Here is a 25,484-nt window from a genome sequence, read left to right on the forward strand (position 1 = left end):
GAGCATGGCCGAACTCCCGACCCTTTTCGCCGACGGCGTCCTGGAAGCCAGCATCCGGCATGGCGTGGCGCGGCTGAAGCTGGCCGTGCAGGATGGCGACGGGAAGCCGTCGCCGAGCGGGCTGCTCGTAATCCCGCTGGCGCAGCTTCCCGGGGTGGCCGGAACCATCACCCGGCTCCTGCGCGAGGTCGAGGCGAAGGCGCGTGAGGCCCAGGCTGCCGCGCCCGCGGCAGGCGGGGAAGCCGCGCCCGACGGGCCCCCGGCCGCCTTCCGCTTCCAGGGCTGAGCTGGGCAGATCCGGCCCGCGCTGGCGGGCATGGATATAACCCCCTGGCCGATCCGGCCGCGTGGAGGGATGCTGCGCCATGGCGTATCGCATCCCTCTCCTCCTGCTTCTCGCCGCACTGGCGGCCATGCCGGCGCAGGCCCAGCCCGCGTCCCGCTGGGCTGCCGTCCCGGCACCTTCGGACGGACCGGCACGCAGCATCGGCGGCACCTCGCTCGGCTGCATCCAGGGCGCCGAGCGGCTGCCGCCGGAAGGTCCGGGCTGGCAGGCCGTGCGCCTTTCCCGCAACCGCAACTGGGGCCATCCCGTCCTGATCTCCGCCCTCCGCAGCCTTGCCGGGCGGGCGCGGCAGGCTGGATATGCCGATCTCTGGATCGGCGATCTCGGGCAGCCGCGCGGCGGGCCGCTGCCCTGGGGCCATGCGAGCCACCAGACCGGGCTGGACGCCGATATCTGGCTCGACCTCTCGCTCAAGCCCCGGCTTCCGGCCGAAGCGCGGGAGTCCATCCCCGAACGCTCCCTGGTCTTGCCCGACGAATCCGCCGCCGACCCGCGCCTCTTCACCGATGCGCATGCACGGCTGATCCGCATGGCCGCCGAGTTGCCGGGCCTCGACCGCGTACTGGTGAACCACGGCATCAAGCGCAGCCTCTGCGCCGCTCATGCCGGCGAGCCTTGGTTGCGCTATGTCCGGCCCTGGCGTGGCCATGACAGCCACATGCACATTCGCCTGCGCTGCCCGGCCGGAAGCCCGGAATGCCATGACATTCCGCCCCCGCCGCCGGGCGACGGTTGCGATGCGAGCCTGGCCTGGTGGCTGAGCCCCGAGGCGCGCAACCCGCCCCGCCGCGGCACTCCAGGCCCACCGCCCCGCCTGCCCGCAGCCTGCACCGCCCTCCTTTCCGGACACTGAGCGCGGCTCAGCCCCAGGCCCGGAAAGCGTCCTCCACTCGTCTCATCCCTTGCGGCGCGACGAGGATGACGTCGAAGCGGATGCCGGACACGCCATGGCCGGGATGGGCGGCAAGCCAAAGCTCGGCCGCTCCCATGATCCGGGCCTGCTGGCGGGGCGCGATTGAAAAGGCCGCCTCGGCCAGGCTGGCCCGGTTCTTCACTTCGATAAAGGCGAGCAGCCCCTCCCGCTCGGCGACCAGATCCAGCTCTCCGCGCGGGCTGCGGACGCGCCGGGCCAGCACCCTCCAGCCACGCGCCTCCAGCGCCGATGCTGCGCGCGCCTCGGCCTCGAGGCCACGCCGTTCGGCAGCGCGCCTGGCCTGCTCCTGCGCATCGGATTGCTTGGCTTCGGGGTCCACCCTGGCAGATTAGCCCGTACACCCATGGAGTCGGCCATGCGCCAACTGATCGCCGCCCTCCTTCTTCTCCTGGCACTGCCGGCCCTCGCCCAGGAGCCAGCCCGGCGGCAGATGGTGGCCGCGGCGCATCCCCTCGCGGCCGAGGCCGGATTGGATGCGCTGCGCCGCGGCGGCGGCGCGGTGGATGCGGCGGTTGCCGTTCAGGCCGTGCTCACTCTGGTGGAGCCGCAATCCAGCGGCATCGGCGGCGGCGCCCTGCTGCTGCACTGGGATGCGGAGGACCAGGTCGTCTCCGCCTTCGACGGGCGCGAGGCCGCGCCCGCCGGCGTGCAGCCCGATCTCTTCCTGCGACCCGACGGCACGCCCCTGCCCTTCTATGATGCAGTCCTTTCCGGCCGCAGCGTCGGCGTGCCGGGAACGGTCGCGATGCTGGAGCTGGCGCATGCCCGCCACGGCAGGTTGCCCTGGGATTCACTGTGGCAGCGCGCCATCGACCTGGCGGAGGAGGGCTTCCCCGTCTCCGCGCATCTGGCCGCGGTCATTGCGGCCGATGCCCCGCGCCTCGTCCGCCACCCCTCCACCCGTGATTACTTCCTCCGCGGCGGCAACAACCCGCTGACGGAGGGCGAGCGGCTTCGAAACCCCGCCCTGGCCGAGACCTTCCGGCGCATCGCCCAGGAGAAATCCGCGGCGCTTCTGCGCGGCCCGATCGCCGCCGCCATCGCCAACGCCGTTCGGGGCCATGGCGAAGGCGGGCTGATGACGGTGGACGACCTCGCCGCCTATGCCGCGAAGGAGCGCCAGCCGCTCTGCCACCCCTACCGTGCCTACCGGATTTGTGGCTTCCCGCCCCCTTCTTCCGGCGGGGTGGCGGTGGGACAGATCCTGGGCGTGCTCGAACATTTTGACATGCCGCGCCTGGACCCGCACGGCCCCGAAGCCGCGCAGCTGATCGCGGAAGCCGGCCGGCTGGCCTTCGCTGACCGCGCGCAATACCTGGCCGATAGCGACTTCGTGCCCGTACCCGTGCGCGGCCTGTTGGAACCGGCCTATCTCACCCTCCGCGCACAGCTCGTCTCGCCTGGGCGCGCGATCACCGAGCCCCGCGCGGGCAATCCCCGCTGGCGCGAGACGCTGCGCCAGGCGCCGATGCCGGAGGCGGTGGAGAACGGCACGAGCCACATCTCGATCGTCGATGCGCGGGGCAATGCCGTCGCCATGACCACCACCGTGGAGGATGCCTTCGGTGCCCGGCTGATGGTCGGCGGCTTCATCCTGAACAACGAGCTGACCGACTTCTCCTTCCGCCCGGATATCGAGGGCCGCGCCGTGGCGAACAGGGTCCAGGGCGGCAAGCGGCCACGCTCCTCCATGTCGCCCAGCCTGGCTTTTGACGCGCAGGGCAAGCTCTTCGCCGTGGTGGGCTCGCCCGGCGGGGCGCGCATCATCGGCTATGTCGCCCAGACGCTGGTCGCGTTGCTGGACTGGAATCTGCCGCCGCAGGAAGCCGTCTCGCTGCCGCATGTCGGCACGTTGGGCGGGGCCGTGGAGTTGGAGGAGGGCACGCCCGCTACCGAACTCTCCGGCCCCCTCCAGGCGCGCGGCCAGCGGATCGACATCCGCCCGATGAATTCCGGCCTTCAGGCCATACGCGTGACGCCTGCAGGGCTCGCCGGCGGCGCCGATCCGCGCCGCGAGGGTGTCGCGATCGGAGAGTGACCCCATCTGAGCAAGGACGCCGCGCGACCTGCGGCCGAAGACGGAGAAGACCCATGCGCCGCCCCGCCCTCGCCCTGCTCGCCGCCATCGCCCTCGCCGGCCCCGCCTCAGCGGCCGACGAGACGGCGCAAATCGGCTATGTGAACACGGCCCTGACCAATCTCGGCCTGACCCGCAGCCACCGTATCGTGGTGGAGCGCTTCGACGATCCGGATGTGCGCAACGTCGCCTGCTACATCAGTCAGGCGCGCACCGGCGGCATCTCCGGCATGGTGGGCGTGGCGGAGGACCCGGCTCGCTTTGCCCTTTCCTGCGCCGCCACCGGTCCGGTGGAGATCCTGCCCGGCGCGCAGCGCGGCGAGCGCGGCGAGGTGGTGCATGAGAGCTCCACCTCCTTCTTTTTCAAGGAAACCAGGGTTCATCGCTTTGTCGATGAGCAGCGGAACGCCGTGGTCTATCTCGCCTGGTCCACCAAGCTGGTCGAAGGGTCACCCTTCAGCGCCGTGGCCGTCGTGCCGGTCGCCACCAGCATTCGCTAGAGGGCGCGCCCCGCCGGTCAGGCCGCCGTCCGCGCCTCGAAGCCGTCGCGCCCTTCCTCGACGGCGTGGCAGGCGACGAGGGTCTGGGGCGTACCGCGCGCCGGGATCAGAGCCGGCCGCTCGGCGCGGCAGCGGCCATTCGCCAACGGGCAGCGCGGATTGAATGTGCAGCCGGAGGGCGGATTGATCGGGCTCGGCACCTCGCCGCCGACGGGCTGGCGGTCCCTCCCGGCCATCTCCAGGTCCGGGATCGCTTCCATCAGGGCGCGCGTATAGGGGTGGCGCGGGGCGGTGAAGAGCGTCTCTGCGGGCGCGGATTCCACGATCCGTCCGAGATACATCACTCCCACCCGGTCGCTCACCTGCCGCACCACGGCGAGGTTGTGGCTGATGAAAAGATAGGTCAGGCCAAGGTCGCGCTGCAGCGCCTTCATCAGATTGAGGATCTGCGCTTGCACCGAGACGTCGAGCGCCGAGGTGGGCTCGTCGCAGACCAGGAAGTCCGGGTTGGAGGACAGGGCGCGCGCGATCGAGATGCGCTGCCGCTGCCCGCCGGAGAACTCATGCGGGAAGCGGTTGCCATCCGCAGGCGAGAGCCCGACCTGCTTCAGCAGCGCCCCCACCTTCTCCCGCAGCGCCCCGCCGCCATTGGCGATACCGAAGGCGCGGATCGGCTCCCCGATGATGTTTGCCACCCGCCAGCGCGGGTTCAGGCTGGCATAGGGGTCCTGGAAGATCATCTGCATCCGGCGGCGCTGCGCGACCGACTTCCGCGCCTCCGCCAGTTCCTGCCCCTCGAACAGCGCCGAGCCGGCACTCGGCTCGTAGAGCCCGACCGCAAGGCGCGCGACGGTCGATTTGCCGCAGCCGCTCTCGCCCACCAGGGACATGGTGGTCCCGCGCGGGATGGCGAAGGACACGCCGTCCACGGCGCGCAGAGTGCGCTTGCCCTCCCTTGCCAGGATCCGCTGGAGCGCGGGTCTCGAGACGTCGAAATGGCGGCTGAGGTCGCGCGCCTCAAAGATGGGCGCCTCAGACATGGGCACGCTCCCGCGGCGCCTGGCTGTCAAAGAGCCAGCAGGCGGCCTTGGTCTCAGTCGCGTCCAGCAGCTCGGGGCGCTCCACGCGGCAGCGGTCGAAGACATGCGGGCAGCGCGGGTTGTAGGCGCAGCCCTGTGGAATCGCGTTCAGGCGCGGCATGGCGCCGTCGATCTGCGGCAGCAGATCCACCTTGTGCGAGAGCGGCGGGATGGAGGCCATCAACCCCGCCGAATAGGGATGCGCCGCCGCCTTCACCACCGAGCGCACGGGGCCGATCTCGGCCACGCGCCCGGCATACATGACGGCCACCCGGTCAGCGGTCTCCGCGATCACGCCCATATCGTGGGTGATGAGCATCACGGAGGTACCCTTCTCCCGCGTCAGCCGCTTCAGCAGGGCGATCACCTGCGCCTGGATGGAGACGTCCAGTGCCGTGGTCGGCTCATCGGCCACGACCATCTCCGGCTCGGCGCAAAGGGCGAGGGCAATCACCACGCGCTGCCGCATGCCGCCGGAGAACTGGTGTGGATAAGCGTCGATCCGCTCGGAGGCGGCGGGGATGCCCACCATCTCCAGCCAGCCGATTGCGCGGCGTCGGGCCTCGGCCGCGTCGATGTCGAGATGCGTCCGCATCGTCTCGGTCAGCTGGTGGCCAACCGTGTAGAGCGGGTTCAGCGTCGTCAGCGGGTCCTGGAAGATGGCGCCGATCCGCTTGCCCCGGATCTTGCGCATCTCGCGCGGGGGCAGGTTATCGATCCGCTGGCCGCGGAGAAAGATGGAGCCGCCCGCGATGCGCCCCGGCGGCTCCAGCAGGCCGATGATTGCGGCGCCGGTCATGGACTTTCCGGCGCCCGACTCCCCCACCACGCCCAGCACCTCGCCCGGCGCGATCTCGAAGGAGACGCGGTCGAGCGCGCGGAGCGTGCCGCGCCGCGTGGGAAACTCGACGACGAGGTCCCGGACCTCCAGCAGAGCGGCCATCAGCGCAGCCTCGGGTTCAAGGCGTCGCGCAGCCAGTCGCCCAGCAGGTTCACCGACAGCACCATCACCACCAGCGCCAGGCCGGGGAAGATGGAGATCCACCATTCGCCGCTGAACAGGAAGTCGTTGCCGATGCGGATGAGGGTGCCGAGGGAGGGCTGGGTCGGCGGCACACCGACGCCAAGGAAGGAAAGGGTAGCCTCCGACAGGATGGCGAGGCCGAGATTGAGGGTGGCGAGCACCAGCAGCGGGCCCAGAACATTGGGCAGCACATGGGTCAGCATGATGCGCGCCGGGCTGATGCCGATCACCCGCGCCGCGAGCACGTATTCCTTGTTGCGCTCCACCATCGCCGAGCCGCGCACGGTACGGGCGAAGCGCGGCCAGTCCGACACGCCGATGGCAAAGATCACCACGTAAAGGGCGAGGTGGTCATGCACCTCGCGCGGCAGGGCCGCGCGCGCGATGCCATCCACCATCAGCGCGACGAGGATACTCGGGAAGGTCAACTGGATGTCGGCGATGCGCATCAGCACCGCATCCACCACCCCGCCCGCATAGCCCGCGACCAGCCCCACGAGCACGCCCAGCAGCAGGGCGAAGGCCGTGGCTGAGATGCCGACGAAGAGCGACACCCGCGCGCCATACATGATGGCCGATAGGACGTCCCGCCCCTGGTCGTCCGTCCCAAGGAGATGGGCCATGGAGCCCTCCTCCATGAAGGCGGGCGGGTTGAAGGCGTCCATCAGGTCGAGGCTGGCGAGGTCGAAGGGGTTGAAGGGCGCCAGGATCGGGGCCGCGACAGCACCCAGGATGCAGACCAGCGCCACCACGGCCGAGATCACGGCTGTGGGCGTGGTGCGGAAGGACCAGAAGAGATCGCTGTCCCACAGACGGGAGAGAGCGCTCATCGCCTCAGTGACCACGCCCGGCGCGCAGCCGTGGATCCACCGCATAGTAGAGCAGGTCGACCAGCAGGTTGATCGCCACGAAGACCGCCGCGATCAGCAGAAGATAGGCCGCCATGACCGGGATGTCGGCCGAGCTGACGGATTGAATGAAGAGAAGCCCCATGCCGGGCCATTGGAAAACAGTCTCCGTCACGATGGAGAAGGCGATGATCGAGCCGAGCTGCAGCCCGACGATGGTGATCACCGGCACCAGCGTATTGCGCAATGCGTGGCCGAAATTGATGGAGCGCTCCCGCAGCCCCCGGGCGCGGGCGAACTTCACATAGTCCGAGCGGAGCACCTCCAGCATCTCGGACCGCACCAGCCTCATGATGAGGGTCAGCTGGAACATGCCGAGGGTGATGGAGGGCAGCACCAGCGCCTTCCAGCCGGAGGCGGTCAGCAGCCCCGTGCTCCACCAGCCCAGCTGCACCGTATCCCCTCGCCCGAAGCTCGGCAGCCAGCCAAGGGTGACGGAAAAGACGAGGATCAGGAGGATTCCGATCAGGAAAGTCGGCAGCGAGACGCCGATCAGGCTGAAGGTCAGGAAGGCCCGACTGAGCCAGGAGCGGCGGTAGAGGCCGGTATAGACCCCCATCGGCACCCCGACGGCCAGGGCCACCACCGAAGCGCAGAAGGCCAGCTCCAGCGTCGCCGGGGCGCGCTCGAGGATCAGGTCCGAGACGGGGCGGGACAGGCGGTAGGACAGGCCGAACTCGCCACGAAGCGCATTGCCGACGAAGCGGATGAACTGCACGGGTACGGACTGGTCGAGCCCCAGCGCGGCGACCAGCGCGTCGCGCTGCGCCGGCGTGAACTCCTGCCCCAGCATGGTGGCGATGGGATCGCCCACGAAGGAGAAGAGCACGAAGGCGATCAGGGCGACGGCCAACATGACCGGCACGGCCTGGAGGATCCGGGAGAGGACAAAGGCAAGCACGGTTTCGCCTACCGGACCGGAGCCGAGACGTCCACCCGGTCCGCAGGATTCCGCATCGCATCGCACCGCAGCGCGATGCCGAAGTTCTGTTCCCTCATAGCCCCCGCCCCTACATCAGCCCCGCAGAAGCTCTGCAAACCCCGCACCACTGTCATCCGGAGGCAGGTTACATTGCGGCTGGACCACGGCCGCGACCATCCTGGGCCCATTCCTTAATCACGGAGTAAGTCACCGCCAGAAGCACCGGCCCGAGAAAGAGGCCGAGGAGCCCAAAGGCGAAGGCACCGCCCAGTGCCCCCAGCAGCGTCAACAGCAGCGGCAGATCGGCGCCCCGGGCGATCAGCCAGGGACGGATGAAGTTATCCACGGAAGAGATGCCCGCCGCCCCGTAGACGCCGAGGAAGATGCCCCAGCCGGTGCTGCCCGTGGCCAGCAGCCAGATCGTCGCTGGTATCCAGACCACCGGCGCACCCACCGGCAGGATGGAAATGACCCCCGCCAGCACTCCGAACAGCACCGGGTGGGGCACGCCCGATACCCAAAGGCCAAGGGCGGTCAGCGCCCCCTGCACTACAGCCGTGCCGAGCAGCCCATAGACCACGCCGCGCGTGACAGCCCCGGTGAGCACCACCAGCCGCCGGCCCCGCCCGCCGGCGATGTTCTCGGCCATGCGGTCCAGCGCCTCCGCCATGCGTGGCCCATCGCGATAGAAGAAGAAGGCGAGCAGAATGGCGACGAGCAGCTCGGCCACGCCTGAGACGATGGCCAGTACAAGCCCAAGCGCCATCTGCGCGACGCTGCCCGCATAGGGACGCAGCATGGCGAAGAGGTTGCCAACCCCGAGATCCAGCGCCCCAAAGCGATCCTGCAGGAAGGGGCCGATGAAGGGCAACCGGCCCACTGCGGCGCCCAGCGCCGGCAACCCGTCCGTCAGAAAGCCTTGGATTCCGTTGCGAAGCCCCTCGATCTCCTCCCGGCTGGTTGGCGCCGCGAGGGCCAGTGGAAGGCCGATCACCAGCATCATCCCCGCCACCATCACCCCCGCGGCCCAGGAGGGGCGCAGCCTCGCCTGGTCGGTGAGGAAGCGGTAGGCGGGCCAGGTGGTGAAGGCGAGAATTGCCGCCCAGAGCAGCGACGAAAGGAAGGGCCGGAGGACGAGGAAGCAGCCGGCAAGCAGCAGGGCCAGCGCCGCCACGCCGATGAGGCGGACCAAGAACTGCTTTTCGTCGGACATGGGGCCCCCCGGGCTGCGCCACACCTTATGGCTCGGCCGCGCGGGCGGGCCAACGGATCGCCGCACGCCAGATGGATTTGGGCGACGGCGGCGAATCGCGTTAGCGTTCTAGGTCAGGCCACCCGGTGCGCAGAGGGGCCGGAGAGGACCGTCGAATGCCGCGCTTCGCCGCCAACCTGTCGCTCATGTTCACCGAGGTCCCGTTCCTGGACCGCTTCGCCCGGGCACGCGCCGCGGGCTTCGAGGCGGTCGAGTTCCTCCTTCCCTACGAATACCCGGCCGCCGATATCCGGGCGCGGCTGGACGATGCCGGGCTGACCCTGGTTCTGTTCAACACCGCCCAGGGCAATTGGGACGGAGGCGAAAAGGGCATCGCCGCCCTTCCCGGGCGCGAGGAGGAGTTCCGCGAAGCCGTAGCCCGCGGGCTGGACTATGCCGGCACTCTTGGCTGCCACCGGCTGCATGTGATGGCTGGGCTGACGCCGGGGGGCGTCGCGCGCGACACGCTGACCGCCACCTATGCCGCCAACCTGGCCTGGGCCGCGGAACGTTGCGCGGCACAGGGGGTTAAGCCGGTGATCGAGCCGATCAACCACCGTGACATTCCCGGCTACATCCTGAACACCACCACCCAGGCCGTGGCGATCATCGAGGCGATCGGTCCGGAGCGTCTGGGCCTGCAGTTCGACTTGTACCATGCGCAGGTGACGGAGGGAGACATAACCCGCCGCTTCGAGGCGCTTCTGCCCTTCATCGCCCATGCCCAGATTGCCGATACGCCCGGCCGCAACGAGCCCGGCACCGGCGAGGTGAACTGGCCCTTCGTGCTGGGGCGGCTTGACGCCATGGGCTATCGCGGCTGGATCGGCTGCGAGTACCGCCCGGCCGGGATCACCGAGGATGGGCTCGGCTGGTTCGCCCCCTATCGCGCCTGACCTGCCCATGGGAGAGAGATGCATATGAAGATCGGATTTATCGGCCTTGGTATTATGGGCCGTCCCATGGCCCTGAACCTGAAGAAGGCGGGGCACGACCTGCTGGTGCCCGAGCGCACCAGCCTGACTTCGGAGATCCGCGAGGCCGCGACCGTCCTTCCCTCGCCCGCCGAGGTAGTGAAGGGCGCCGAGGTTGTGATCCTCATGCTGCCCGACACGCCCGACGTAGAGGCGGTCCTTTTCGGCGAGGGTGCGGTGGCCGAGGCGCTGAAGCCCGGCACGCTGGTGATCGACATGTCCTCGATCAGCCCAACCGCAACCAAGGACTTTGCCGCCCGCGTAAACGCCAAGGGCTGCGACTACCTGGATGCCCCCGTCTCGGGTGGCGAGGTGGGTGCGCGCAACGCGGCGCTCACGATCATGGTCGGTGGCCCGCAGGCAGCCTTCGACCGTGCGCTGCCGCTGTTCCAGACCATGGGCAAGAACATCACCCTGGTGGGCGAGGCGAATGGGGCTGGGCAGGTCACCAAGGTTGCCAACCAGATCATCGTCGCACTGAACATCGAGGCAGTGGCCGAGGCGCTCGTCTTTGCCAGCAAGGCCGGGGCGGACCCTGCCCGCGTACGCGAAGCGCTGATGGGCGGCTTCGCCTCCTCCCGCATCCTCGAAGTCCATGCCGAGCGGATGATCAAGGGCACCTTCGATCCCGGCTTCCGCATCGCGCTACACCAGAAGGACCTGAACCTCGCCCTCCAGTCGGCGCGTGAGCTCGGGGTTGCCCTGCCGAACACGGCCTCAGCGCAGCAGCTTTTCTCGGCGGTCGTCGCCGCGGGCGGTGGCCAACAGGACCATTCGGCGATGGTGCGCGCCCTGGAAATCCTGGCCGGGCACGAGATCCGGTAGAATCTCGCGCCATGGGCATATAAAAATTGGCGGCGAGGCAGGCTACATTTACACTCAAACGTCCAAATTCGTGAGATACTGCGCAGCGGACGCCCGGGGTCACCGGGCGTCGTGGCAGGGAGCCGACCATGCGTTTCGCTGATATCGGTCAGCAGCTGCGGGCCTATCGACTGGAATCGGGCCTCCGGGCAGAGGAGATCGCCGCACGCCTCGGCGTCTCTCGGGCGGCGCTGTACCGCTACGAGAAGGGCGAGGTGATCAAGCTGGACACGATCCGGCGCCTCGCGGAGCTGCTGAAGATCTCGCCGCTGTCCTTGCTCGGGATCGGCGTGGAATATTTCTCACGGCCGCTCGCCCTGCAGGAACGGCTGCGACAGGTGGAGGAGGAGACGGAGCAGTTCCTCCAACTCGGCGGTGCCTTTTGCACGCTCGTCACCACCGACGCGCATGATTCGGCCCTGGCCGAGGCCTTCAGCGACGCTGCCGAAGGCGCGGCCGAGCGGCTGTCCTTCCATGCGGCCGCCGAGCAGGCGCTCGGCGTCCTCACCGCGCGCAAGCGCCTCTACCAGGCGCGGCGACCCTCGATCATCGCGATGATCAGCGAACGCGCCCTCCGCGCGGCCCTCACCGACGGCATTGCCCCCGCGCTCAGCGTGTCGGACCGCGTGCGCCAGCGCTGTCGGGTCGCGGCGCGGGCGGAGGCCGAGAACATCGCCGCGCTGATGGAAAGCGTGCCGATGGGCATCCAGCTCGGCCTGCTGACCGAGACGGAACCGAGCGGTGACTTCATCGTCATGCGCGGACGCGACCGTGCGCATGTGTGCTCCAGCCCCTTCCCGCCCGACAGCCCGCCCATCGGGGCCGTGGGCATCGGCACGGTCACCGCCGCTGACGAAGCGGTGTCGATCCACCAGCGAGTGGCGGAGAACGCTTGGCGGGAGGTCCGCAAAGGGGCCGAAGGTGCAGCCCGGATTCGCCTCCTCCTCGCCGAAGCGCGCATCCACTGACGCGGACATCCGCCGGTCAGCCGGCGGCGACCGGCTCGGCAAGGTCGAGATAGGCTTCGAGGATTTCGGGATCCTCCGTCCGCCGGGTGGCGAAGCCGATGGCATGCACGAAGCGCAGCATGGCCGTGTTGTCGGCCAGGACTTGGCCGGCGATGCGGCGCAACCCCCGGTTGCGGCCCCATTCCACCAGCCGCCCCATCAGGTGCCGCGCCAAGCCGCCGCGCTTCCAGGCCGCGTCGATGAGGATGGCGAACTCGCCGCCCTCGGCACCATCGAGCACCAGCCGGGCCGTGGCGGCAATGGCCGTGCCGTCCAGGGCGACGAAGGCCATCTCGCGGTCGTAGTCGATCTGCGTCAGGCGAGCGACCTGGGCCGGAGGCAGCTCCCGCAGCCGGTTGAAGAAGCGGTAGCGTATATCCTCGGGTGAAACACGGCGCACGAAGGCGGTGACGCCCTCGGCATCCTCCGGTCGGATGGGGCGAATGACGAGGGCCCGCCCATCCCGCGTGCTGAACCGTTCGGATAGCTCTGCCGGATAAGGTGGAATGGCGAGGAAGCCCGTCTCCCCCTCCGGGCGCAGCGTGACATTCGCGTCGAGCGCGACGACGCCCTGCGCGCCCGCTCGCAGCGGGTTGACGGTGACCGTGGCAATGGCGGGGAAGTCCACCGCGAGCTGAGACAGGCGTACCAGCGCCTCCGCCAGACGGTCCCGCGGAACCGCGGGGCGGTCCCGGAAGCCATCGAGCAGCCGGGCAACCCGGGTGCGGCCGATCATCGCCAGCGCCAGCGGACGGTTCAGCGGCGGCAGGTCATGCGACTCGTCAGCCTCAATCTCAGCCGCGGTCCCGCCGCGGCCGAAGCCGATCCAAGGACCAAACATCGGGTCGTCATCCAGCCGGATGCGCACTTCCTCCCCCGGCGCCGCCTGGCGCTGCACCATCCAGCCTCGGGGGCGGAGGTCCGGGCATTGCGCGACGAGCCGCGCGGAAATGGCCGCCGCCGCGTCGCGCAGCGCCGCCGCATCCCGCAGGTCCAGCACCACGGCGCCCACCTCGGTCTTGGCGGGAAGTCTCTCGCTCAGCACCTTCAAGGCCACGGGCCATCCCAGGGCCTCTGCCGCCGCGACGGCGTCCTCGACATTCCTCGCGGCACGATGGGCGATGGTGGCGAAGCCATAGGCCGATAAGACGGAGAGTGCCTCCGCTTCATCCAGCGCCAGCCGCCCCTCCGCCCGCACGGCGGCAAACAGCGCGGCGACGCGCGCCCGGTCGGGCGTCACCTCCAGCACGTCGCTCGGGGGCAGCTCTGCCGCAGCGGCGCGGTTGCGGCGGTCCTGGGCGAGATGCAGCGCGCCCTGCACCGCCGCCTCCGGCGTCGCGAAAACGGCGACCCCGTGCTCGGCCAGGGCGCGGCGCTGCGGCGCTGCGGTCGACTGGCCGAGCCAAGCCGCCAGCACCGGCGCGGCCCTGCCGCCGCGCCCGGATGCGGAGGCGGCGGCGGCCATGGCCTGGGCGGAAAGCGCCGCATCCTCGCCCGGCTCCGGGGCATGGATCGCGACCACGGAATCCACGGCGGAAACCGCGGAGAGCAGCGCGGCCGCCTCAGCGAGGCGATGGCCCTGGCCAAGCGGCAAGGCCAGGGGATTGTCCCCGGTCCAGCCGCCGGGCAGCGCGAGGTCCAGCACGGCACGGGCATCCGCCGGGATGACAGCAAGGCGCCCGCCGCCGCGCAGCGCGGCATCGGCCGCCATCTGCCCCGGCCCCAGCCCGTTGGCGACAATGGCGATCCGGTTCCCCCGCGCGCCATCGGGCCCGGGACGGGGCGAAGGCCGCACTCGCGCCAGCGTCTCGGCAGCGGAAAGCAAGTCTTCCAGTCCCTGCACCCGCAAGACGCCGGCGCGGCGGAGGGCGGCGCCCATCACCGCATCGGCGACATCCCGCCCGGCATGGCCCGGCCGCTGCGCCACCACGGGGCGGGTGCGGGCGACTGCACGGGCGGAGGAAATGAAGCGGCGGCGGTCCTTGATCCGGCGCAGGTCCAGCAGGATGGCGCCCGTGGCGGCATCCCGCGCCAGCCAGTCCAGTCCCCCGGCAAAGCCATAATCCGCGTTCGTGCCGATCCCGGCGATGAGAGTGAAGCCAACCGCCTCCCCCTCCGCCCAGTCGATCACAGCCCGCGCCAGCGCGGCGGACTGGCAAAGCAACGCCAACCGGCCCGGGCGTGGCGCGATATGGGAAAGCGAGGCGTTCAGCCCCGCAGGCGGGATGCAAAGGCCGAAGGAGTGCTCGCCCAGCGCCCGTACGCCGGTGCGCGCGCAGATCGCCGCCAGCCCTGGCGCGGCACCCGGCACCACCGCGCCGAAGCAGCCGCGCGCCGCCAGACTGGCCATGGCGGGCTCGATCGCCTCGGGCGCGAGGGAGAGCACGCCAAGGTCGGGCGGCTCCCCGAGTTCATCCAGGGTCGCCGCCTGCTCCAGCCCTGGCCAAGCCGGACCGACCGCATGCAGCCGGCCCTTGAACCCGCCCGCGGCGAGGTTCCGCGCCAGGATGGCCGAGGCTGGGACCGCCGGGTCGGCCAGCAGGGCCACCCGACGCGGCGCGAAAAGCGCGGTATCCTGGAAGCCGCGCGCCAGCCCGTGACCAGAAACGGAGACCGGCAGGGCCACGCTGAAACTCCCTATCCGCCCGAAAGGGCGCGCTTCGCGGTCTCCGCGAGGAAGCCGCTCGCTGTGGGCAGGACCCGGTCGTCGAAGTCGTAATTCGGGTTGTGCAGCTCGCGGCCGCCATCGGTGGGGCCGTTGCCGATCCAGACGAAGGCGCCCGGCACCTGCTTCAGGAACTCGGAAAAGTCCTCGCCGGTCATGGCGGCGGGCAGGTCGCGGCGGAGAGGAGCAACGGCAGCGGCAGCCCCGGCTGCCAAGTCGCGCTCGGCCGGATGGTTCGTCGTCGCGTCGACGCCGCCGAGCACCTCAGCAGTCGCCTTCACCTGGAAGGTTTCGGACAGGCCACGCGCGATCCGCCTCAGCCCTTCCGAAATCAGCTCGCCCGTAGCCTGGTGCAGGAAACGCATGGAGCCGCGGATCACTACTTGGCCGGCGATCTGGTTCCAGGCCTCGCCGCCCGCGATGGTGGTCAGGCTGACCACGGCGGAATCGAGCGGATCGAGGTTACGAGAGACGATTGACTGGCAGGCCACGATGGCATGGCCGGCGGCGACGATCGGATCATGCGTCAGATGCGGCAGCGCGGCATGGCCCGCATGGCCCTCGATGATGATCTGGAACCGGCGCCCAGCCGCCATCACCGGCCCTTCATGCACCGCGATCGTCCCCACCGGCAGGCCCGGCCAGTTGTGCCAACCGAAGATGCGGTCCATCGGGAAGCGGTGGAACAGCCTGTCCTCAACCATCGCGCGCGCACCGCCGCCGCCTTCCTCCGCCGGCTGGAAGACGAGGCGGACGGTGCCGGACCAGCTTTCGTCCTTCATCAGCAGCGCCGCCGCGCCCAGAAGGGCGGTGGTGTGGCCGTCATGCCCGCAGGCATGCATCACGCCGGGGCGGGTGCTGCGATAGGGAAGATCCGCGCTTGTTTCCTGGATCGGCAGCGCGTCCATATCGGCCCGGAGCCCGACGCTACGATTGCCGCCACCTCGGCGGATGGTTGCCACCACGCCGTGGCCACCGATTCCTGTTTCAATCTCCGTGACACCCAGTTCACGCAAACGTTCAAAGACGAATGCCGCAGTGGGCCCTTCTTCCTTGGTGACATCGGGGTTCGCGTGGAGGTGGCGGCGCCAGCGCGTGAGGGTCTCGGCAAGATCTCGTTCCATGGACTGAGGAGTTAGCCCTTCCATTGCCTTCGCTCCACCCCGGACTCGCCTTCCTGTCCCTCATCTTGATCGGCTCGGCCCATGCTCAGGCCCAGCCTTCCGCCTCTGCGCCCGCGGCTCCGGCGGCGGAGGAGCCGCGGCCGCCCGCAGAGCCGCGGCCCGATGACTCGGATGGGCCGGTCCGGAGCTACGAGATCACCTTCACCCCCACGGGCAATGCGGCGCTGGACACGGCGCTGGAAGGTGTCTCGGCGATGCGGCGGCTACGGGAGAGCGTGCCGACGAGTGCCGAGGGGCTGGTCGCCCGGGCGCTGCAGGACCTCGGCCATTTCCGCACGGCCCTTCGTTCCGAGGGGTATTACGCGGGCACCGCAAGCATCACCCTGGCTGGCGAACCGCCGGATGCCCCCAACCTGGCGCCGCGATTGGCGGCCCGGGGCCCGGAGCCGGTTCCCGTGCTGGTCACGGCGAATACCGGCCCGCAATACCGCATCTCCACGGTAACGCTGAGGCCAGCGGCTCCGGGCACCGACATTGCCGAGGCGGGGGAGGTTGCGGGGCTGGGGTCGGGTGATCCGGCCCGCGCCGAATCTGTAAACAACGCGCAGGAGGCAGTGGTCACCCGGCTGCGCGAAGCTGGCCACCCCTTCGCCAGCGTGCCGCGCCGCGAGATCACGGTGGACCACGACGCGCGCACGATGGAGGTGGTCTATCGGATCGAGCCCGGCCCCCGCGCCCGCTTCGCCCAGCCGGTGGTGGAAGGTTCCGAGAACGTCGATCCGGAGCTGCTGCGCCGCGCCTCCGGCGTACTGGCCGACGAGCTCTATGACCCGCGCGAGCTGGATCGGGTGCGGCGGGACGTGCTGGCGCTCGGCGTCTTCGGCATGGTGCGGGCCCGAATCGGGGAGCGGCTGGATCCCGATGGCCGCCTGCCCGTGACCTTCCTGGTGGCCGAGCGCCCCTTCCGCGCGATTGGCGGCACCGCCGCCTATGAAACGCGCTACGGTCCGACGCTCCGCGCCTATTGGGAGCACCGGAACCTTTTCGGGGCGGCGGAGCGGCTGCGGATTGAGGGGGAGGTTTCCCGCACCACGCAGCGCGGCATCAGCGGCACGGGCTACAAGCTCTCCGCCAATCTCCGCCAGCCCTGGTTCGCAGGGCTGAACGCCACGGCCGTGACCGACGTGGCCATTCTCCGCGAGCGCCTTCTCGCCTATGACCGGGATGCCATCACTGCCGGCTTCTCGCTGGAACGGCGTATTGATCCCCGGCTGACCCTCTCGGCTGGAATTGCCGCCGAAATCGGCAAGACCTCGGAGCTGGACCAGGATCTGAGCTACAGTCTTCTCTCCCTCCCCTTCGGCGCGCGATTCGACGGGACGGACAACGTGCTCGATCCCACGCGGGGATACCGGGCGAATCTCCTCGTCTCACCAACCATCTCGCTGGCTGATTCCAACTCGATCTTCGTGCGCGTACGCGGCACCGGCAGCGCCTATCTCGACCTGACAGGCAGCAAGAGCAGCATTCTCGCGCTGCGAGCCGGCTTCGGCACGCTGGCAGGGGCGCAGGCGGGCGAAATTCCGCCGCATCTGCGCTTCTATGCCGGCGGCGGCGGCTCGGTGCGCGGCTACGACTTCCAGAGCATCGGCCCGCGACGGCGCGACCAGACTCCACGTGGCGGGCTGTCCCTCCTCGAGGCGAGCGTGGAACTGCGGCAGCGCATCACCGGCCCCTACGGCGTCGCCATTTTCGTCGATGCGGGCAGCGTCGGGGAGGATGCGCTCTCGGGCTTCGGCGACCTGCGCGTGGGCGCGGGGGTGGGCCTGCGCTACGCCACTGCAATCGGACCGATCCGCGCCGATGTGGCTCTTCCCCTGTCCAAGGTTCCGGGCAGTTCCGGCTTTGGCCTCTATGTGGGTATCGGACAGGCTTTCTGATGCGTTGGGTTCGTCGTGTTCTCTTCTCGATCCTTGGGATCGTGGTCGTGCTGCCGCTCCTCCTGCTCGTCGCGGGATGGGTGGCACTGAACGTGCGGCCCGGGCAGGAGGCGCTGGCAAAGCTTGCCAAGGGCTTTGTCCCCGGGCTGCAGATCGAGAACCTGCATGGGGGGCTGCCGGCGGCGCCGCGCATCGGGCGGGTGGTGATGTCGGACAGCGAGGGGCCTTACCTGGTGGTCGAGGACATCGCCCTCGACATCGACCTGATGCGCCTTGCCTCGGGCGAGTTCCGGATATCGAACCTCTCGGCAGGCCGCGTGGTCTTCAGCAGGCCCCCCCTGCCCGACCCGGCGGCGCCCCCTGTTCCGGCATCCGAGCCAGGCCCGCTGCTGCCACAGCTTCCCCAGCTTCCGGTCGAGGTCGCACTGGAGCGCATCGCCCTGCCGCGAATTGAGCTGGGCGAGGCAGTCGCCGGCTTTCCGGCCCAGCTTTCACTCGAGGCCGGCGGTCGGCTGGGCGCCGATGGCGCCTTCATTGGAGCCAAGGGGCGGCGGCTGGACGGGCCCGGCGCTCTGGACCTGGATCTCGCCCTCGCGCCCGGGGACCGGGTGAAGATCGACCTGAATTATGACGAGGCGCGCGGCGGGCTCGTCGCTTCCCTCCTGGGCAAGGCCGAACAGGCGACCCGCCTCCGCCTCGCCCTGGACGGCCCCGCCAGCGGGGCCGGCTTCACCCTTTCCGCCGCTATGGGCGAAACGGCGCGTCTGAACGGGCGCGGCACAGTGAGCCTGCCCGAGACCGGCGGCGTTGGGCTGGAGGCCTCAGGCGATGCGGCGCTGGGCGGCTTCCTTCCGCCGCCGGTGGCCGATCTGCGTTTCGTCCTGCGCACCACGCCGGCCGAAGGCGGCGCCACGCGTGTGGAGCAGCTGCGGGTGGAGACCGCCCCGGCGTCCGTGGAGGCGCGCGGCCTTATCGGCTCGGCCCTGGATCTTGCCTTCGATGCCAGCGTGAACGACGCCTCCACCCTTGGCGGCTTGGTGCCCGAGGTCGTTGGCTGGCAGGCCGTCACGGCCCGCGGTACCGTGACCGGCACGGCCCAGGCGCCCGAGTTGCGCGTGGAGACGACCATCACCGAGCCGCGCCTGCCGGAGCCGGCGCCGGGGCTGCTCGGACCCTCCCCCACCATCCTGCTTCGGGCCAACCAGCAGCGCGTGCATGAGCTGGTGGTCCAGGGTAAGGCCGTGACCCTGCGCGCCGAAGGCAGCTTTGGCGAGGTGCTGGACCTCACGCTTAACGCGGCGCTGAACGCCCAGGAGCTTCCCGGCGTGCCTGTGCAGGGGCAGCTTGAAGCCGTGGCGCGGGTGACCGGCCCGGCCGCCGATCCGGCCATCGCGCTGACGGCCGAGTCACCAGCCCTGCAGGCCTATGGCCGCGCCTTTGAGGCATTGCGGCTGCAGGCCGCCATGCCGCGCGCGACCATGCCGGCCGGCAGCCTGAACCTGGCCGCCCGGCTCCAAGGCCTCCCGCTTAGCGCAGAGGTGAACGCTGCGCAGGAGGGCAACCAGCTGCGGATCCAGACGCTCCGCGCGGCGCTGGGCCCTGCCCGGCTGGATGGGCGCGGCACCGTCGATCTCGCCCGCAAACTGGCGGACGCCGAACTTCTACTGGAAGCGGCCGATCTGGCGCCGCTGACCCCTGTGGCGGGCACGCCGCTCGCCGGGGGGCTGCGGCTCTCAGCAAAGCTCGCCCCAAAGGGCGCCGAAGGCGCGCAGCGCCAGGGTATCGAGGCCGACCTGCGCGCCAATAAGCTCACGGCTAGCGGCCAGCAGGTGAATGGCACCATCCAGGCCAGCGGCACGGATGCCGCGCTGGATGTCCGGGGCGACCTGCGCGCCATGGATGCGCGCGCAACGCTCCGCGCCCGGCTCGCGCTCGACCAGCCAGAAAAGCGCATCGAGCTGGCCGGGTTGGATGTGGAGCGGCAGGGGCTCGGGATCCGCCTGTCCTCGCCGGCGACAGTAATCCTGGCGCCGGATGGCGGGATTTCCACCACTGGCCTGTCGCTGCAGGGCCGGCCGGGCGGCGCACTGCGCATCGCGGGCCGCTGGGGACCGGAGAATGCCGACCTCCGCGCCACGCTGACGAGCCTGCCGCTCTCCATCGCCAATCTCTTTGTCCCTGACCCACCGCTTTCGGGCGTGCTGACGGGCGAGGTGCGGCTGTCCGGCCCCGTCGCGCGGCCCGGAATCGATGGTGAGTTGCGCGGTACGGGCCTCCGCGCCGGTGCCCCCTGGGCGCGTGGACTGCCGGAGGGCTCGCTTCAGGCCACGGCGCGCATGCGCGGCGACAAAATGGAGACGCGCGCGGAATTTCGAGTGGGATCGGCCCTGCGCCTGAACCTGGAGGCGCAAGTGCCGAGCGACTTCTCCGGCCCGATCAGCGCCACTTTGCGGGGCACCACGGATATCGGCGTGCTCGCCGGGCCCTTCCTGCTCGGCGGTGCCAGCCGGGTGGCGGGAACGGTCGCGATCGATGCCCGAGCGGGCGGGACGGTGGCCGATCCGCAGGTCTCGGGCACGGCGCGGCTGTCGGGTGGCACCTACCGCAACCTGGAATACGGCGTTGCCCTTCGGGACATCCAGGGAACGGTGCGCGGCGACATGGATCGGATCGTCGTGGAGTCCATTACCGCCCGGGCGGGGCCTGGTACGCTGCGGGCACGCGGCGAGGTGCGGCCCTTCACCGAGGGGCAGCCGATCGAGCTGACGGTGACGGGCCAGGACCTCCAACCCGTATCGAGTGACCTGCTGCGGGGCGCCTTCGACACCGACATGAGGCTTTCGGGCTCTATAGGTGCGGGGATGCGGCTGGCGGGCTCGATCACCACCCGGACCATGACGATCGGCGTGCCGGAAGGGCTGCCCGGCGGCGTGGCTGAAATCGGCGAGGTGCGCGAGGTCGGGCGTGGCGCCCCTCCCCCTCCCCGCGGAACCACGGCCGCCCGGCGGGCCGCCGCGCGCCGGGCTCCGGCCGCCGCGCCGCCGGCGGACGCGGCGCCGATGGCGCTCGACATCACCTTCCGCGCGCCGAGCCAGGTCTATCTGCGCGGGCGTGGGCTGGATGTAGAGCTGGGCGGCGACGTCCGTATCGGCGGAACGGTCTCGGCCCCTGCGGCCGAGGGAGAACTCCGACTTCGCCGTGGCAATCTGACGGTGCTCGACCGCCGGTTGAACTTCGAGCGGGGCGTGCTGCGCTTCCAGGGTGAGATCGCCTCGCCCGAAATCGACCTGCTTGCCACCACCCGCGCCGCGAGCACGACCATCAACGTGACTGTGACGGGCACGCCCCGCGCGCCGAAGATCGAGTTCACCTCCTCCCCCGAACTGCCGCAGGACGAGGTGCTGGCGCGGCTGATCTTCAACCGGTCCGCCGACAAGCTGTCGCCCTTCCAGATCGCTCAGCTGGCTCGGGTGCTGGCCGGAGCGGTTTCGGGCGGGCAGGAGGATCCTGTCACGGGCCTGCTCGGGCGGGTGAGCCGCTCACTCGGGCTCGACCGGCTGGGCGTCGGCACCGGGGCGAACGGGACACCGGGGATCGAGGCCGGAGGCTATCTGGGCCAGGGCATCTACCTCAATGTCGATCCGGGAACGAGCACGGGATCGCCCCGCGTCGGGGTAGAGATCGAGCTCACGCCGCGGCTGAAGCTGGAGAGCGGCGCCGGGGCTGACAGCCAAGGAGCTGGGATCACCTACGAATACGAGTACTGAGGCCGGACCTTCCCCGGGCCGGCGGCATCCGAGGCGGGTATTCCGCCCGGGGCTCCAGACGAGTAGAACTGCTTTGTCCCGATCGGGCGGCCGCCGCCATGGCGTAGCCGGATGGCCGCCGCAGGGTAGCCCCGTGCCTCACCCGCAAGGCCGGCCGGGAGCGGGTTTCGACAGCACAGGAGGGGGGTAGCGACGATGCGCGCCTTCGATGGTCAGTTCAGCGACAACAAGCCGATCCGCCGGAGCATGGAGGAGAAGCGCCGCTTGCTGGCGGAACTGGAGCAGACGCTGGCCGGGATGAAAGCCCACACCTCCCCGAGCCTGCGGGAGAGCATCAAGGGCCGGATCGCCGAGCTACGGGCCGATATCGGCGCCAAGCGCTGATACGGCCGTGAAGATACGGCCCCGCCCCTGACCGGGGGCGGGGCCGTTTCCGTTTCGGCTGGCCCTCAGCCGGCCAGTTCGGCCAGGAGGCGCGCATGGCTGCGGGCGCCGTGCATGAGGCAGGCCCAGTCGAACTTCTCGTTCGGGCTGTGCACCTGGTCATCATCCAGGCCAAAGCCCATCAGCACGCTGTCGAGCCCGAGGATGCGCCGGAAGCTTTCAACCACGGGGATCGAGCCGCCGGAGCCGATCAGCACGGCCTCTTTCCCATACTCGGCCGCGAGGGCCCTCCGGGCGGCGGTCACCTCCGTGCTATCCTCCGGCACGACAACCGGCGGGGCGGAGCTGAAGCGCTGGACCTCGGCGCGCGCATCGGCCGGAAGGCGCGCCTTTACGAAGGCCTCCAGCGCGTCGAGCACCGCATTCGGGTCCTGGTCGCCCACTAGGCGGAAGGACACCTTCGCATGGGCCTCCGCTGCGATCACGGTCTTGGCGCCAGGGCCGGTATAGCCGCCCCAAATTCCGTTCACGTCGCAGGTCGGGCGCGCCCATTGGCGCTCGAGCGGCTTGCAACCCTTTTCCCCGGCCGGGACGGAAAGGCCGATATCGCCGAGGAAGCGTGCCTCGTCAAAGCCCAGCGCGTCCCAGGCAGCGGCGAGGTTGCCGCCTACGGCCGGAACGTGATCGTAGAAGCCTGGGAGCTGGATCCGCCCCTCGGCATCCGTCAGATCGGCCAGAATCTGGCAGAGCAGGTTGATCGGGTTCAGCGCCATCCCGCCATAGAGGCCGGAATGCAGGTCTCGCGAGGCGGCGAAGACATCGATCTGCGCGTAGGCCATGCCCCGCAATCGTGCGGAGATGGCGGGGGTCTTCGCGTCCCACATATTCGTGTCGCTGACGATGACGGCGCGGGCATCGCGCAACTCCGCGGCATGCTCCTCAAGGAAGGCGTCGAGGCTGGGACTGCCGATTTCCTCCTCGCCTTCGATCAGCACGCGGATGGGGGCGGGCGGGCCGCCGGTCACCTCGTGCCAGGCGCGCATGGCGGCGAGCCAGGTCATCACTTGGCCCTTATCGTCCACGGCGCCGCGCGCGATGGTGACGGGGCCGTTCTTGCCTTCGGCAACGGTCGGCTCGAAGGGCGGCGAGGTCCAGAGCCCGAAGGGCTCGGCCGGCTGTACGTCGTAATGGCCGTAGTAGAGCAGCGGCACGGCAGCGCCGCCGGGGCCGGGATGATGCGCAACGACCGCCGGATGGCCCTTGGTCTCCCGGATCTCAGCCGTGAAGCCGATGGCCTTTAGCTCATTGACCAGCCAGGCGGCGGCGCGGCGGCAATCGGGAGCATGATTCGGCTGCGCGCTGACGCTGGCAATGCGGAGGAAGTCGAAGTAGCGGGCGCGGATCTCGGCCTCAGCGGCGTCGATCCGGGCGAGCACGGCCGTCAGCTGGCTCATCACGCGTCGTCCCCGGTGTCCGGGGTCAGGGCGGCGGCCTTGATGCCGGCCACGGCGGCGGCCTCGTCCTTGTCCGACAGGTCGCCGGAAATGCCGACGGCGCCCAGGATGGCGCCTTGCGCGTCACGGATCAGAACGCCGCCCGGGACTGGCACCGCAGCGCCCTCCGCCAGATCCGAGAAGGCATTCATGAAGCCGGGCATGCCCTGGGAGCGGCGCGCCAGCTCCCGCCCGCCGAAGCCGAGGCCCATGGCGCCGTATGCCTTGCCGTGGGCGATGGCCGGGCGGAGCAGGCTGCAGCCATCCTCTTTCAGGAGCGCCTTCATCTGCCCGCTGGCATCGAGGATCACGACTGTCAGGGGTGCGAGGGCCAAGCGGCGTCCCTCCTCGAGCGCGGCGGCGGCGATGCGTTGCGCTTGGTCGAGGGTGATGCCGTGCTGGAAACCGATGGGGGGATTGGGCATGGACGCTGCCGCTCCGTTCGAGGTTCGGAGAGCGGTTCTATGCCGTGCAGCGCCAGTGGCAAGGCATCTGGCAAGGCATCACCGGTGCCTCCGGACGGCAGCGCGGATGCGGCGTCGCTGCGGCCGGCCGCTGTCGGCGGTCCATTAGACGAAACCCGCTGCCGATCGCCGTGGTTGTTGCGCGGTGGGCGGCTTGCCAGCGGCAGCGCCGGCCGCCTCGCGGCGGCGCGGACTTTTGGACCTACCCTAGCACTACTTTGGCAGGCTGGATGGAACCGGGGGCAACGCGGCGCGCTCTGTCGTCCTGATCTGGACGGGGGCGGTGATGGCCTCGAATGCGGGATGGCAGTCCGAGTTGGAAGGCTGGTTGCAGCCGTTCCTGAAGGCCTTGGTTCACCCGGCGCGGCAGGCGATGTGCCCGCTCTATGTGGCGGGCCTGATCGGCCCGGGTGATCGGAAGAGCGTCCAGCCGATGGCCGAGCGGCTTGGGCTTCTGGGCCACGACGCCCTGCACCACTTCATCGCAGCCGGGGTTTGGGATGCCGGGCCACTGGAGGCGGCACTGATGCGGGAAGCCGACCGGCTTGTCGGTGGGCGGGGCGCGTTCCTCATTGTGGACGACACCGCGCTGCCCAAGAAGGGCACGCGCTCGGTCGGCGTCGCGCCGCAATATGCCTCGGCGCTGGGTAAGACCGCGAACTGTCAGACCCTCGTCTCGCTCACCCTCGCGCGGGGCGAAGTGCCGGTTCCCTTTACGCTGCGGCTGTTCCTGCCGGAGGTCTGGACCTGCGATGCCGCTCGCCTGGAGCGGGCCGGGGTGCCGCAGGACTGGCGCACGCCCCGCACCAAACCCGAGATGGCGCTCGCCGAGATCGACCGCGCCGTCGCGGCTGGGATGCGGTTCGGCCCCGTTCTCGCCGACGCGGGCTACGGCATCAGCGCGACGTTTCGTGCAGGGCTGAGCGAAAGAGGGCTGCGCTGGGCCGTCGGCATCCCGCGCATCCTGAAGGTCTACCCGGCCGACGTCGCCTTGCTGCCTCCGCCCTCAGGCAGTCGGCGCAAGCTGAGCGAGCCGGACCAGATCTCGCGTTCGGCCGAGGACATCCTGGCCCAGGCCACGTGGCAGAAGGTGACTTGGCGACGAGGGACGAAGGGGCGGCTCTCGGCCGACTTCGCCGCAGCCCGCGTCCGCGTCGCGGACGGCCCGGCGCAGCAAATCGGCGGCAGGCCCGCGCAGCACCTACCAGGCGAGGCGGCGTGGGTCGTGGGCGAGCGCCGGGCGTCTGGGGAGACGAAGTACTATCTCTCCAACCTGCTCGCCCACACTGGCCTGAAGACACTCGCGGCCACCATCAAGGCGCGCTGGGCCTGCGAGCAAGCGCATCAGCAACTGAAGGAGGAACTCGGCCTCGACCACTTTGAGGGCCGCTCCTGGATTGGCCTGCACCGACACGCGCTTATGACGATGCTCGCCTACGCATTCCTGCAGCACCGCCGACTCGCACAGGCCAAGCGGGGAAAAAAGGTGCGCCGGACCTCCGCCTCAGCCGAGCCTGCCCGCCATCCGCGCCGCGATGATCGGCGCTCTCCTGCGAGCCCGCTCACCACCGCGCTGCCCGCACTGCGGCAAATCCGTCGGCGTGCCGCGTGAACCCAGCCTGCCAAAGTAGTGCTAGTGGTTTGAGTTAGAAATTCTCTGGCAGAAGCGTCCGACGCTGGCGAGGATGTCGTCGGCGGACTTGGTCCAGACGAAGGGCTTCGGCTCGGCGTTGGTCTGGTCGATGTAGCCCTGGATGGCG

At 70.1% G+C, this 25,484-nt stretch carries 21 protein-coding genes and 1 pseudogene; 11 read left to right on the forward strand and 11 right to left on the reverse strand.

Features of this window, described 5'->3' with window-relative positions; all coding sequences use genetic code 11:
- Positions 1–4: 4 nt before the first annotated feature.
- Entirely contained in the window at positions 5–286 is a 282-nt protein-coding gene (locus GSE44_RS17145) for a hypothetical protein (RefSeq protein WP_159350048.1), read from the forward strand.
- Between the two features lie 79 nt (positions 287–365).
- The gene (gene mepA, locus GSE44_RS17150) at positions 366–1,199 is read left to right on the forward strand and encodes a penicillin-insensitive murein endopeptidase (RefSeq protein ID WP_159350049.1); all 834 of its coding nucleotides are present in this window, start codon (positions 366–368) and stop codon (positions 1,197–1,199) included.
- 7 nt (positions 1,200–1,206) lie between these two features.
- Here mepA and GSE44_RS17155 read toward each other — a convergent pair whose 3' ends face one another.
- Positions 1,207–1,599, reverse strand: coding sequence for a YraN family protein (locus GSE44_RS17155; protein WP_159350050.1), 393 nt, complete (start codon positions 1,597–1,599; stop codon positions 1,207–1,209).
- Between the two features lie 36 nt (positions 1,600–1,635).
- Between GSE44_RS17155 and ggt the strand changes: the two genes are divergently transcribed.
- Both ggt and GSE44_RS17165 read left to right on the forward strand, forming a co-directional pair.
- Positions 1,636–3,318, forward strand: coding sequence for a gamma-glutamyltransferase (ggt, locus tag GSE44_RS17160; protein ID WP_159350051.1), 1,683 nt, complete (start codon positions 1,636–1,638; stop codon positions 3,316–3,318).
- 53 nt (positions 3,319–3,371) lie between these two features.
- Entirely contained in the window at positions 3,372–3,857 is a 486-nt protein-coding gene (locus GSE44_RS17165; RefSeq protein ID WP_159350052.1) for a CreA family protein, read from the forward strand.
- Between the two features lie 17 nt (positions 3,858–3,874).
- Here the strand turns inward: GSE44_RS17165 and GSE44_RS17170 are convergent, their stop codons facing one another.
- The 5 genes from GSE44_RS17170 to GSE44_RS17190 all read right to left on the reverse strand — a co-directional run bounded on the left by GSE44_RS17170 (position 3,875) and on the right by GSE44_RS17190 (position 9,003).
- Complete coding sequence (locus GSE44_RS17170; RefSeq protein ID WP_159350053.1) at positions 3,875–4,897, reverse strand: ABC transporter ATP-binding protein; 1,023 nt, start codon at positions 4,895–4,897, stop codon at positions 3,875–3,877.
- A complete protein-coding gene (locus tag GSE44_RS17175; protein WP_159350054.1) occupies positions 4,890–5,879 on the reverse strand; it encodes an ABC transporter ATP-binding protein in 990 nt (329 codons plus the stop codon). Before GSE44_RS17175 ends, GSE44_RS17170 begins: the two co-directional genes overlap by 8 nt.
- Positions 5,879–6,790: an ABC transporter permease gene (locus GSE44_RS17180; RefSeq protein WP_159350055.1), complete on the reverse strand. Its 912-nt coding sequence runs from the start codon at positions 6,788–6,790 to the stop codon at positions 5,879–5,881. The genes GSE44_RS17175 and GSE44_RS17180 overlap by 1 nt, the downstream gene beginning before the upstream one ends.
- A 4-nt stretch (positions 6,791–6,794) precedes the next feature.
- A complete protein-coding gene (locus GSE44_RS17185; protein ID WP_159350056.1) occupies positions 6,795–7,769 on the reverse strand; it encodes an ABC transporter permease in 975 nt (324 codons plus the stop codon).
- A 166-nt stretch (positions 7,770–7,935) separates the two neighbouring features.
- Positions 7,936–9,003 (reverse strand): AI-2E family transporter, encoded by a 1,068-nt coding sequence (locus tag GSE44_RS17190; RefSeq protein ID WP_159350057.1) that lies wholly within the window; start codon positions 9,001–9,003, stop codon positions 7,936–7,938.
- Between the two features lie 155 nt (positions 9,004–9,158).
- Between GSE44_RS17190 and otnI the strand changes: the two genes are divergently transcribed.
- The 3 genes from otnI to GSE44_RS17205 all read left to right on the forward strand — a co-directional run bounded on the left by otnI (position 9,159) and on the right by GSE44_RS17205 (position 11,848).
- Positions 9,159–9,938, forward strand: coding sequence for a 2-oxo-tetronate isomerase (gene otnI, locus GSE44_RS17195; RefSeq protein ID WP_159350058.1), 780 nt, complete (start codon positions 9,159–9,161; stop codon positions 9,936–9,938).
- 24 nt (positions 9,939–9,962) lie between these two features.
- Complete coding sequence (locus GSE44_RS17200; RefSeq protein WP_159350059.1) at positions 9,963–10,841, forward strand: 2-hydroxy-3-oxopropionate reductase; 879 nt, start codon at positions 9,963–9,965, stop codon at positions 10,839–10,841.
- 128 nt (positions 10,842–10,969) lie between these two features.
- Entirely contained in the window at positions 10,970–11,848 is an 879-nt protein-coding gene (locus GSE44_RS17205; RefSeq protein WP_159350060.1) for a helix-turn-helix domain-containing protein, read from the forward strand.
- 16 nt (positions 11,849–11,864) lie between these two features.
- On the opposite strand, the gene GSE44_RS17210 is transcribed toward GSE44_RS17205, so the two are convergent.
- Both GSE44_RS17210 and GSE44_RS17215 read right to left on the reverse strand, forming a co-directional pair.
- Entirely contained in the window at positions 11,865–14,513 is a 2,649-nt protein-coding gene (locus GSE44_RS17210) for a bifunctional acetate--CoA ligase family protein/GNAT family N-acetyltransferase (RefSeq protein WP_159350061.1), read from the reverse strand.
- Between the two features lie 11 nt (positions 14,514–14,524).
- Positions 14,525–15,676 carry an amidohydrolase gene (locus GSE44_RS17215; protein ID WP_159350062.1) on the reverse strand — a complete coding sequence of 384 codons (1,152 nt, stop codon included), beginning with the start codon at positions 15,674–15,676 and terminating at the stop codon, positions 14,525–14,527.
- 23 nt (positions 15,677–15,699) lie between these two features.
- Here GSE44_RS17215 and GSE44_RS17220 point away from each other — a divergent pair, with 23 nt between their 5' ends.
- From GSE44_RS17220 to GSE44_RS17230, 3 genes are all read left to right on the forward strand, one after another.
- Positions 15,700–17,616, forward strand: coding sequence for an autotransporter assembly complex protein TamA (locus GSE44_RS17220; protein WP_201306116.1), 1,917 nt, complete (start codon positions 15,700–15,702; stop codon positions 17,614–17,616).
- Positions 17,616–21,383, forward strand: a complete 3,768-nt coding sequence (locus GSE44_RS17225; protein ID WP_159350063.1) for a translocation/assembly module TamB domain-containing protein — start codon at positions 17,616–17,618, stop codon at positions 21,381–21,383. The genes GSE44_RS17220 and GSE44_RS17225 overlap by 1 nt, the downstream gene beginning before the upstream one ends.
- 195 nt (positions 21,384–21,578) lie before the next feature.
- Entirely contained in the window at positions 21,579–21,767 is a 189-nt protein-coding gene (locus tag GSE44_RS17230) for a hypothetical protein (protein ID WP_159350064.1), read from the forward strand.
- Positions 21,768–21,832: 65 nt separating this feature from the next.
- Here the strand turns inward: GSE44_RS17230 and GSE44_RS17235 are convergent, their stop codons facing one another.
- Together GSE44_RS17235 and GSE44_RS17240 are read right to left on the reverse strand one after the other, a co-directional pair.
- Entirely contained in the window at positions 21,833–23,221 is a 1,389-nt protein-coding gene (locus GSE44_RS17235; RefSeq protein WP_159350065.1) for a M20/M25/M40 family metallo-hydrolase, read from the reverse strand.
- Positions 23,221–23,685, reverse strand: coding sequence for a GlcG/HbpS family heme-binding protein (locus GSE44_RS17240; protein WP_159350066.1), 465 nt, complete (start codon positions 23,683–23,685; stop codon positions 23,221–23,223). Before GSE44_RS17240 ends, GSE44_RS17235 begins: the two co-directional genes overlap by 1 nt.
- Positions 23,686–24,010: 325 nt before the next feature.
- Here GSE44_RS17240 and GSE44_RS17245 point away from each other — a divergent pair, with 325 nt between their 5' ends.
- Entirely contained in the window at positions 24,011–25,336 is a 1,326-nt protein-coding gene (locus GSE44_RS17245; protein WP_159350067.1) for an IS701 family transposase, read from the forward strand.
- A 21-nt stretch (positions 25,337–25,357) separates the two neighbouring features.
- Here the strand turns inward: GSE44_RS17245 and GSE44_RS17250 are convergent.
- Positions 25,358–25,484 (reverse strand): annotated as a pseudogene (locus GSE44_RS17250) (IS630 family transposase); the annotation flags it as partial.

The organism is Muricoccus harenae, from assembly GCF_009848505.1.
Lineage (GTDB): Bacteria > Pseudomonadota > Alphaproteobacteria > Acetobacterales > Acetobacteraceae > Roseomonas > Roseomonas harenae.

Coding starts and splice junctions, on each gene's coding strand:
- GSE44_RS17205 (WP_159350060.1), top strand. CDS start 10,970: ATGCGTTTCGCTGATATCGGTCAGCAGCTGCGGGCCTATCGACTGGAA.
- GSE44_RS17180 (WP_159350055.1), bottom strand. CDS start 6,790: ATGAGCGCTCTCTCCCGTCTGTGGGACAGCGATCTCTTCTGGTCCTTC.
- GSE44_RS17235 (WP_159350065.1), bottom strand. CDS start 23,221: ATGAGCCAGCTGACGGCCGTGCTCGCCCGGATCGACGCCGCTGAGGCC.
- GSE44_RS17225 (WP_159350063.1), top strand. CDS start 17,616: ATGCGTTGGGTTCGTCGTGTTCTCTTCTCGATCCTTGGGATCGTGGTC.
- GSE44_RS17245 (WP_159350067.1), top strand. CDS start 24,011: ATGGCCTCGAATGCGGGATGGCAGTCCGAGTTGGAAGGCTGGTTGCAG.
- GSE44_RS17200 (WP_159350059.1), top strand. CDS start 9,963: ATGAAGATCGGATTTATCGGCCTTGGTATTATGGGCCGTCCCATGGCC.
- GSE44_RS17215 (WP_159350062.1), bottom strand. CDS start 15,676: ATGGAACGAGATCTTGCCGAGACCCTCACGCGCTGGCGCCGCCACCTC.
- GSE44_RS17240 (WP_159350066.1), bottom strand. CDS start 23,685: ATGCCCAATCCCCCCATCGGTTTCCAGCACGGCATCACCCTCGACCAA.
- GSE44_RS17175 (WP_159350054.1), bottom strand. CDS start 5,879: ATGGCCGCTCTGCTGGAGGTCCGGGACCTCGTCGTCGAGTTTCCCACG.
- GSE44_RS17145 (WP_159350048.1), top strand. CDS start 5: ATGGCCGAACTCCCGACCCTTTTCGCCGACGGCGTCCTGGAAGCCAGC.
- otnI (WP_159350058.1), top strand. CDS start 9,159: ATGCCGCGCTTCGCCGCCAACCTGTCGCTCATGTTCACCGAGGTCCCG.
- ggt (WP_159350051.1), top strand. CDS start 1,636: ATGCGCCAACTGATCGCCGCCCTCCTTCTTCTCCTGGCACTGCCGGCC.
- GSE44_RS17165 (WP_159350052.1), top strand. CDS start 3,372: ATGCGCCGCCCCGCCCTCGCCCTGCTCGCCGCCATCGCCCTCGCCGGC.
- GSE44_RS17190 (WP_159350057.1), bottom strand. CDS start 9,003: ATGTCCGACGAAAAGCAGTTCTTGGTCCGCCTCATCGGCGTGGCGGCG.
- GSE44_RS17170 (WP_159350053.1), bottom strand. CDS start 4,897: ATGTCTGAGGCGCCCATCTTTGAGGCGCGCGACCTCAGCCGCCATTTC.
- GSE44_RS17230 (WP_159350064.1), top strand. CDS start 21,579: ATGCGCGCCTTCGATGGTCAGTTCAGCGACAACAAGCCGATCCGCCGG.
- mepA (WP_159350049.1), top strand. CDS start 366: ATGGCGTATCGCATCCCTCTCCTCCTGCTTCTCGCCGCACTGGCGGCC.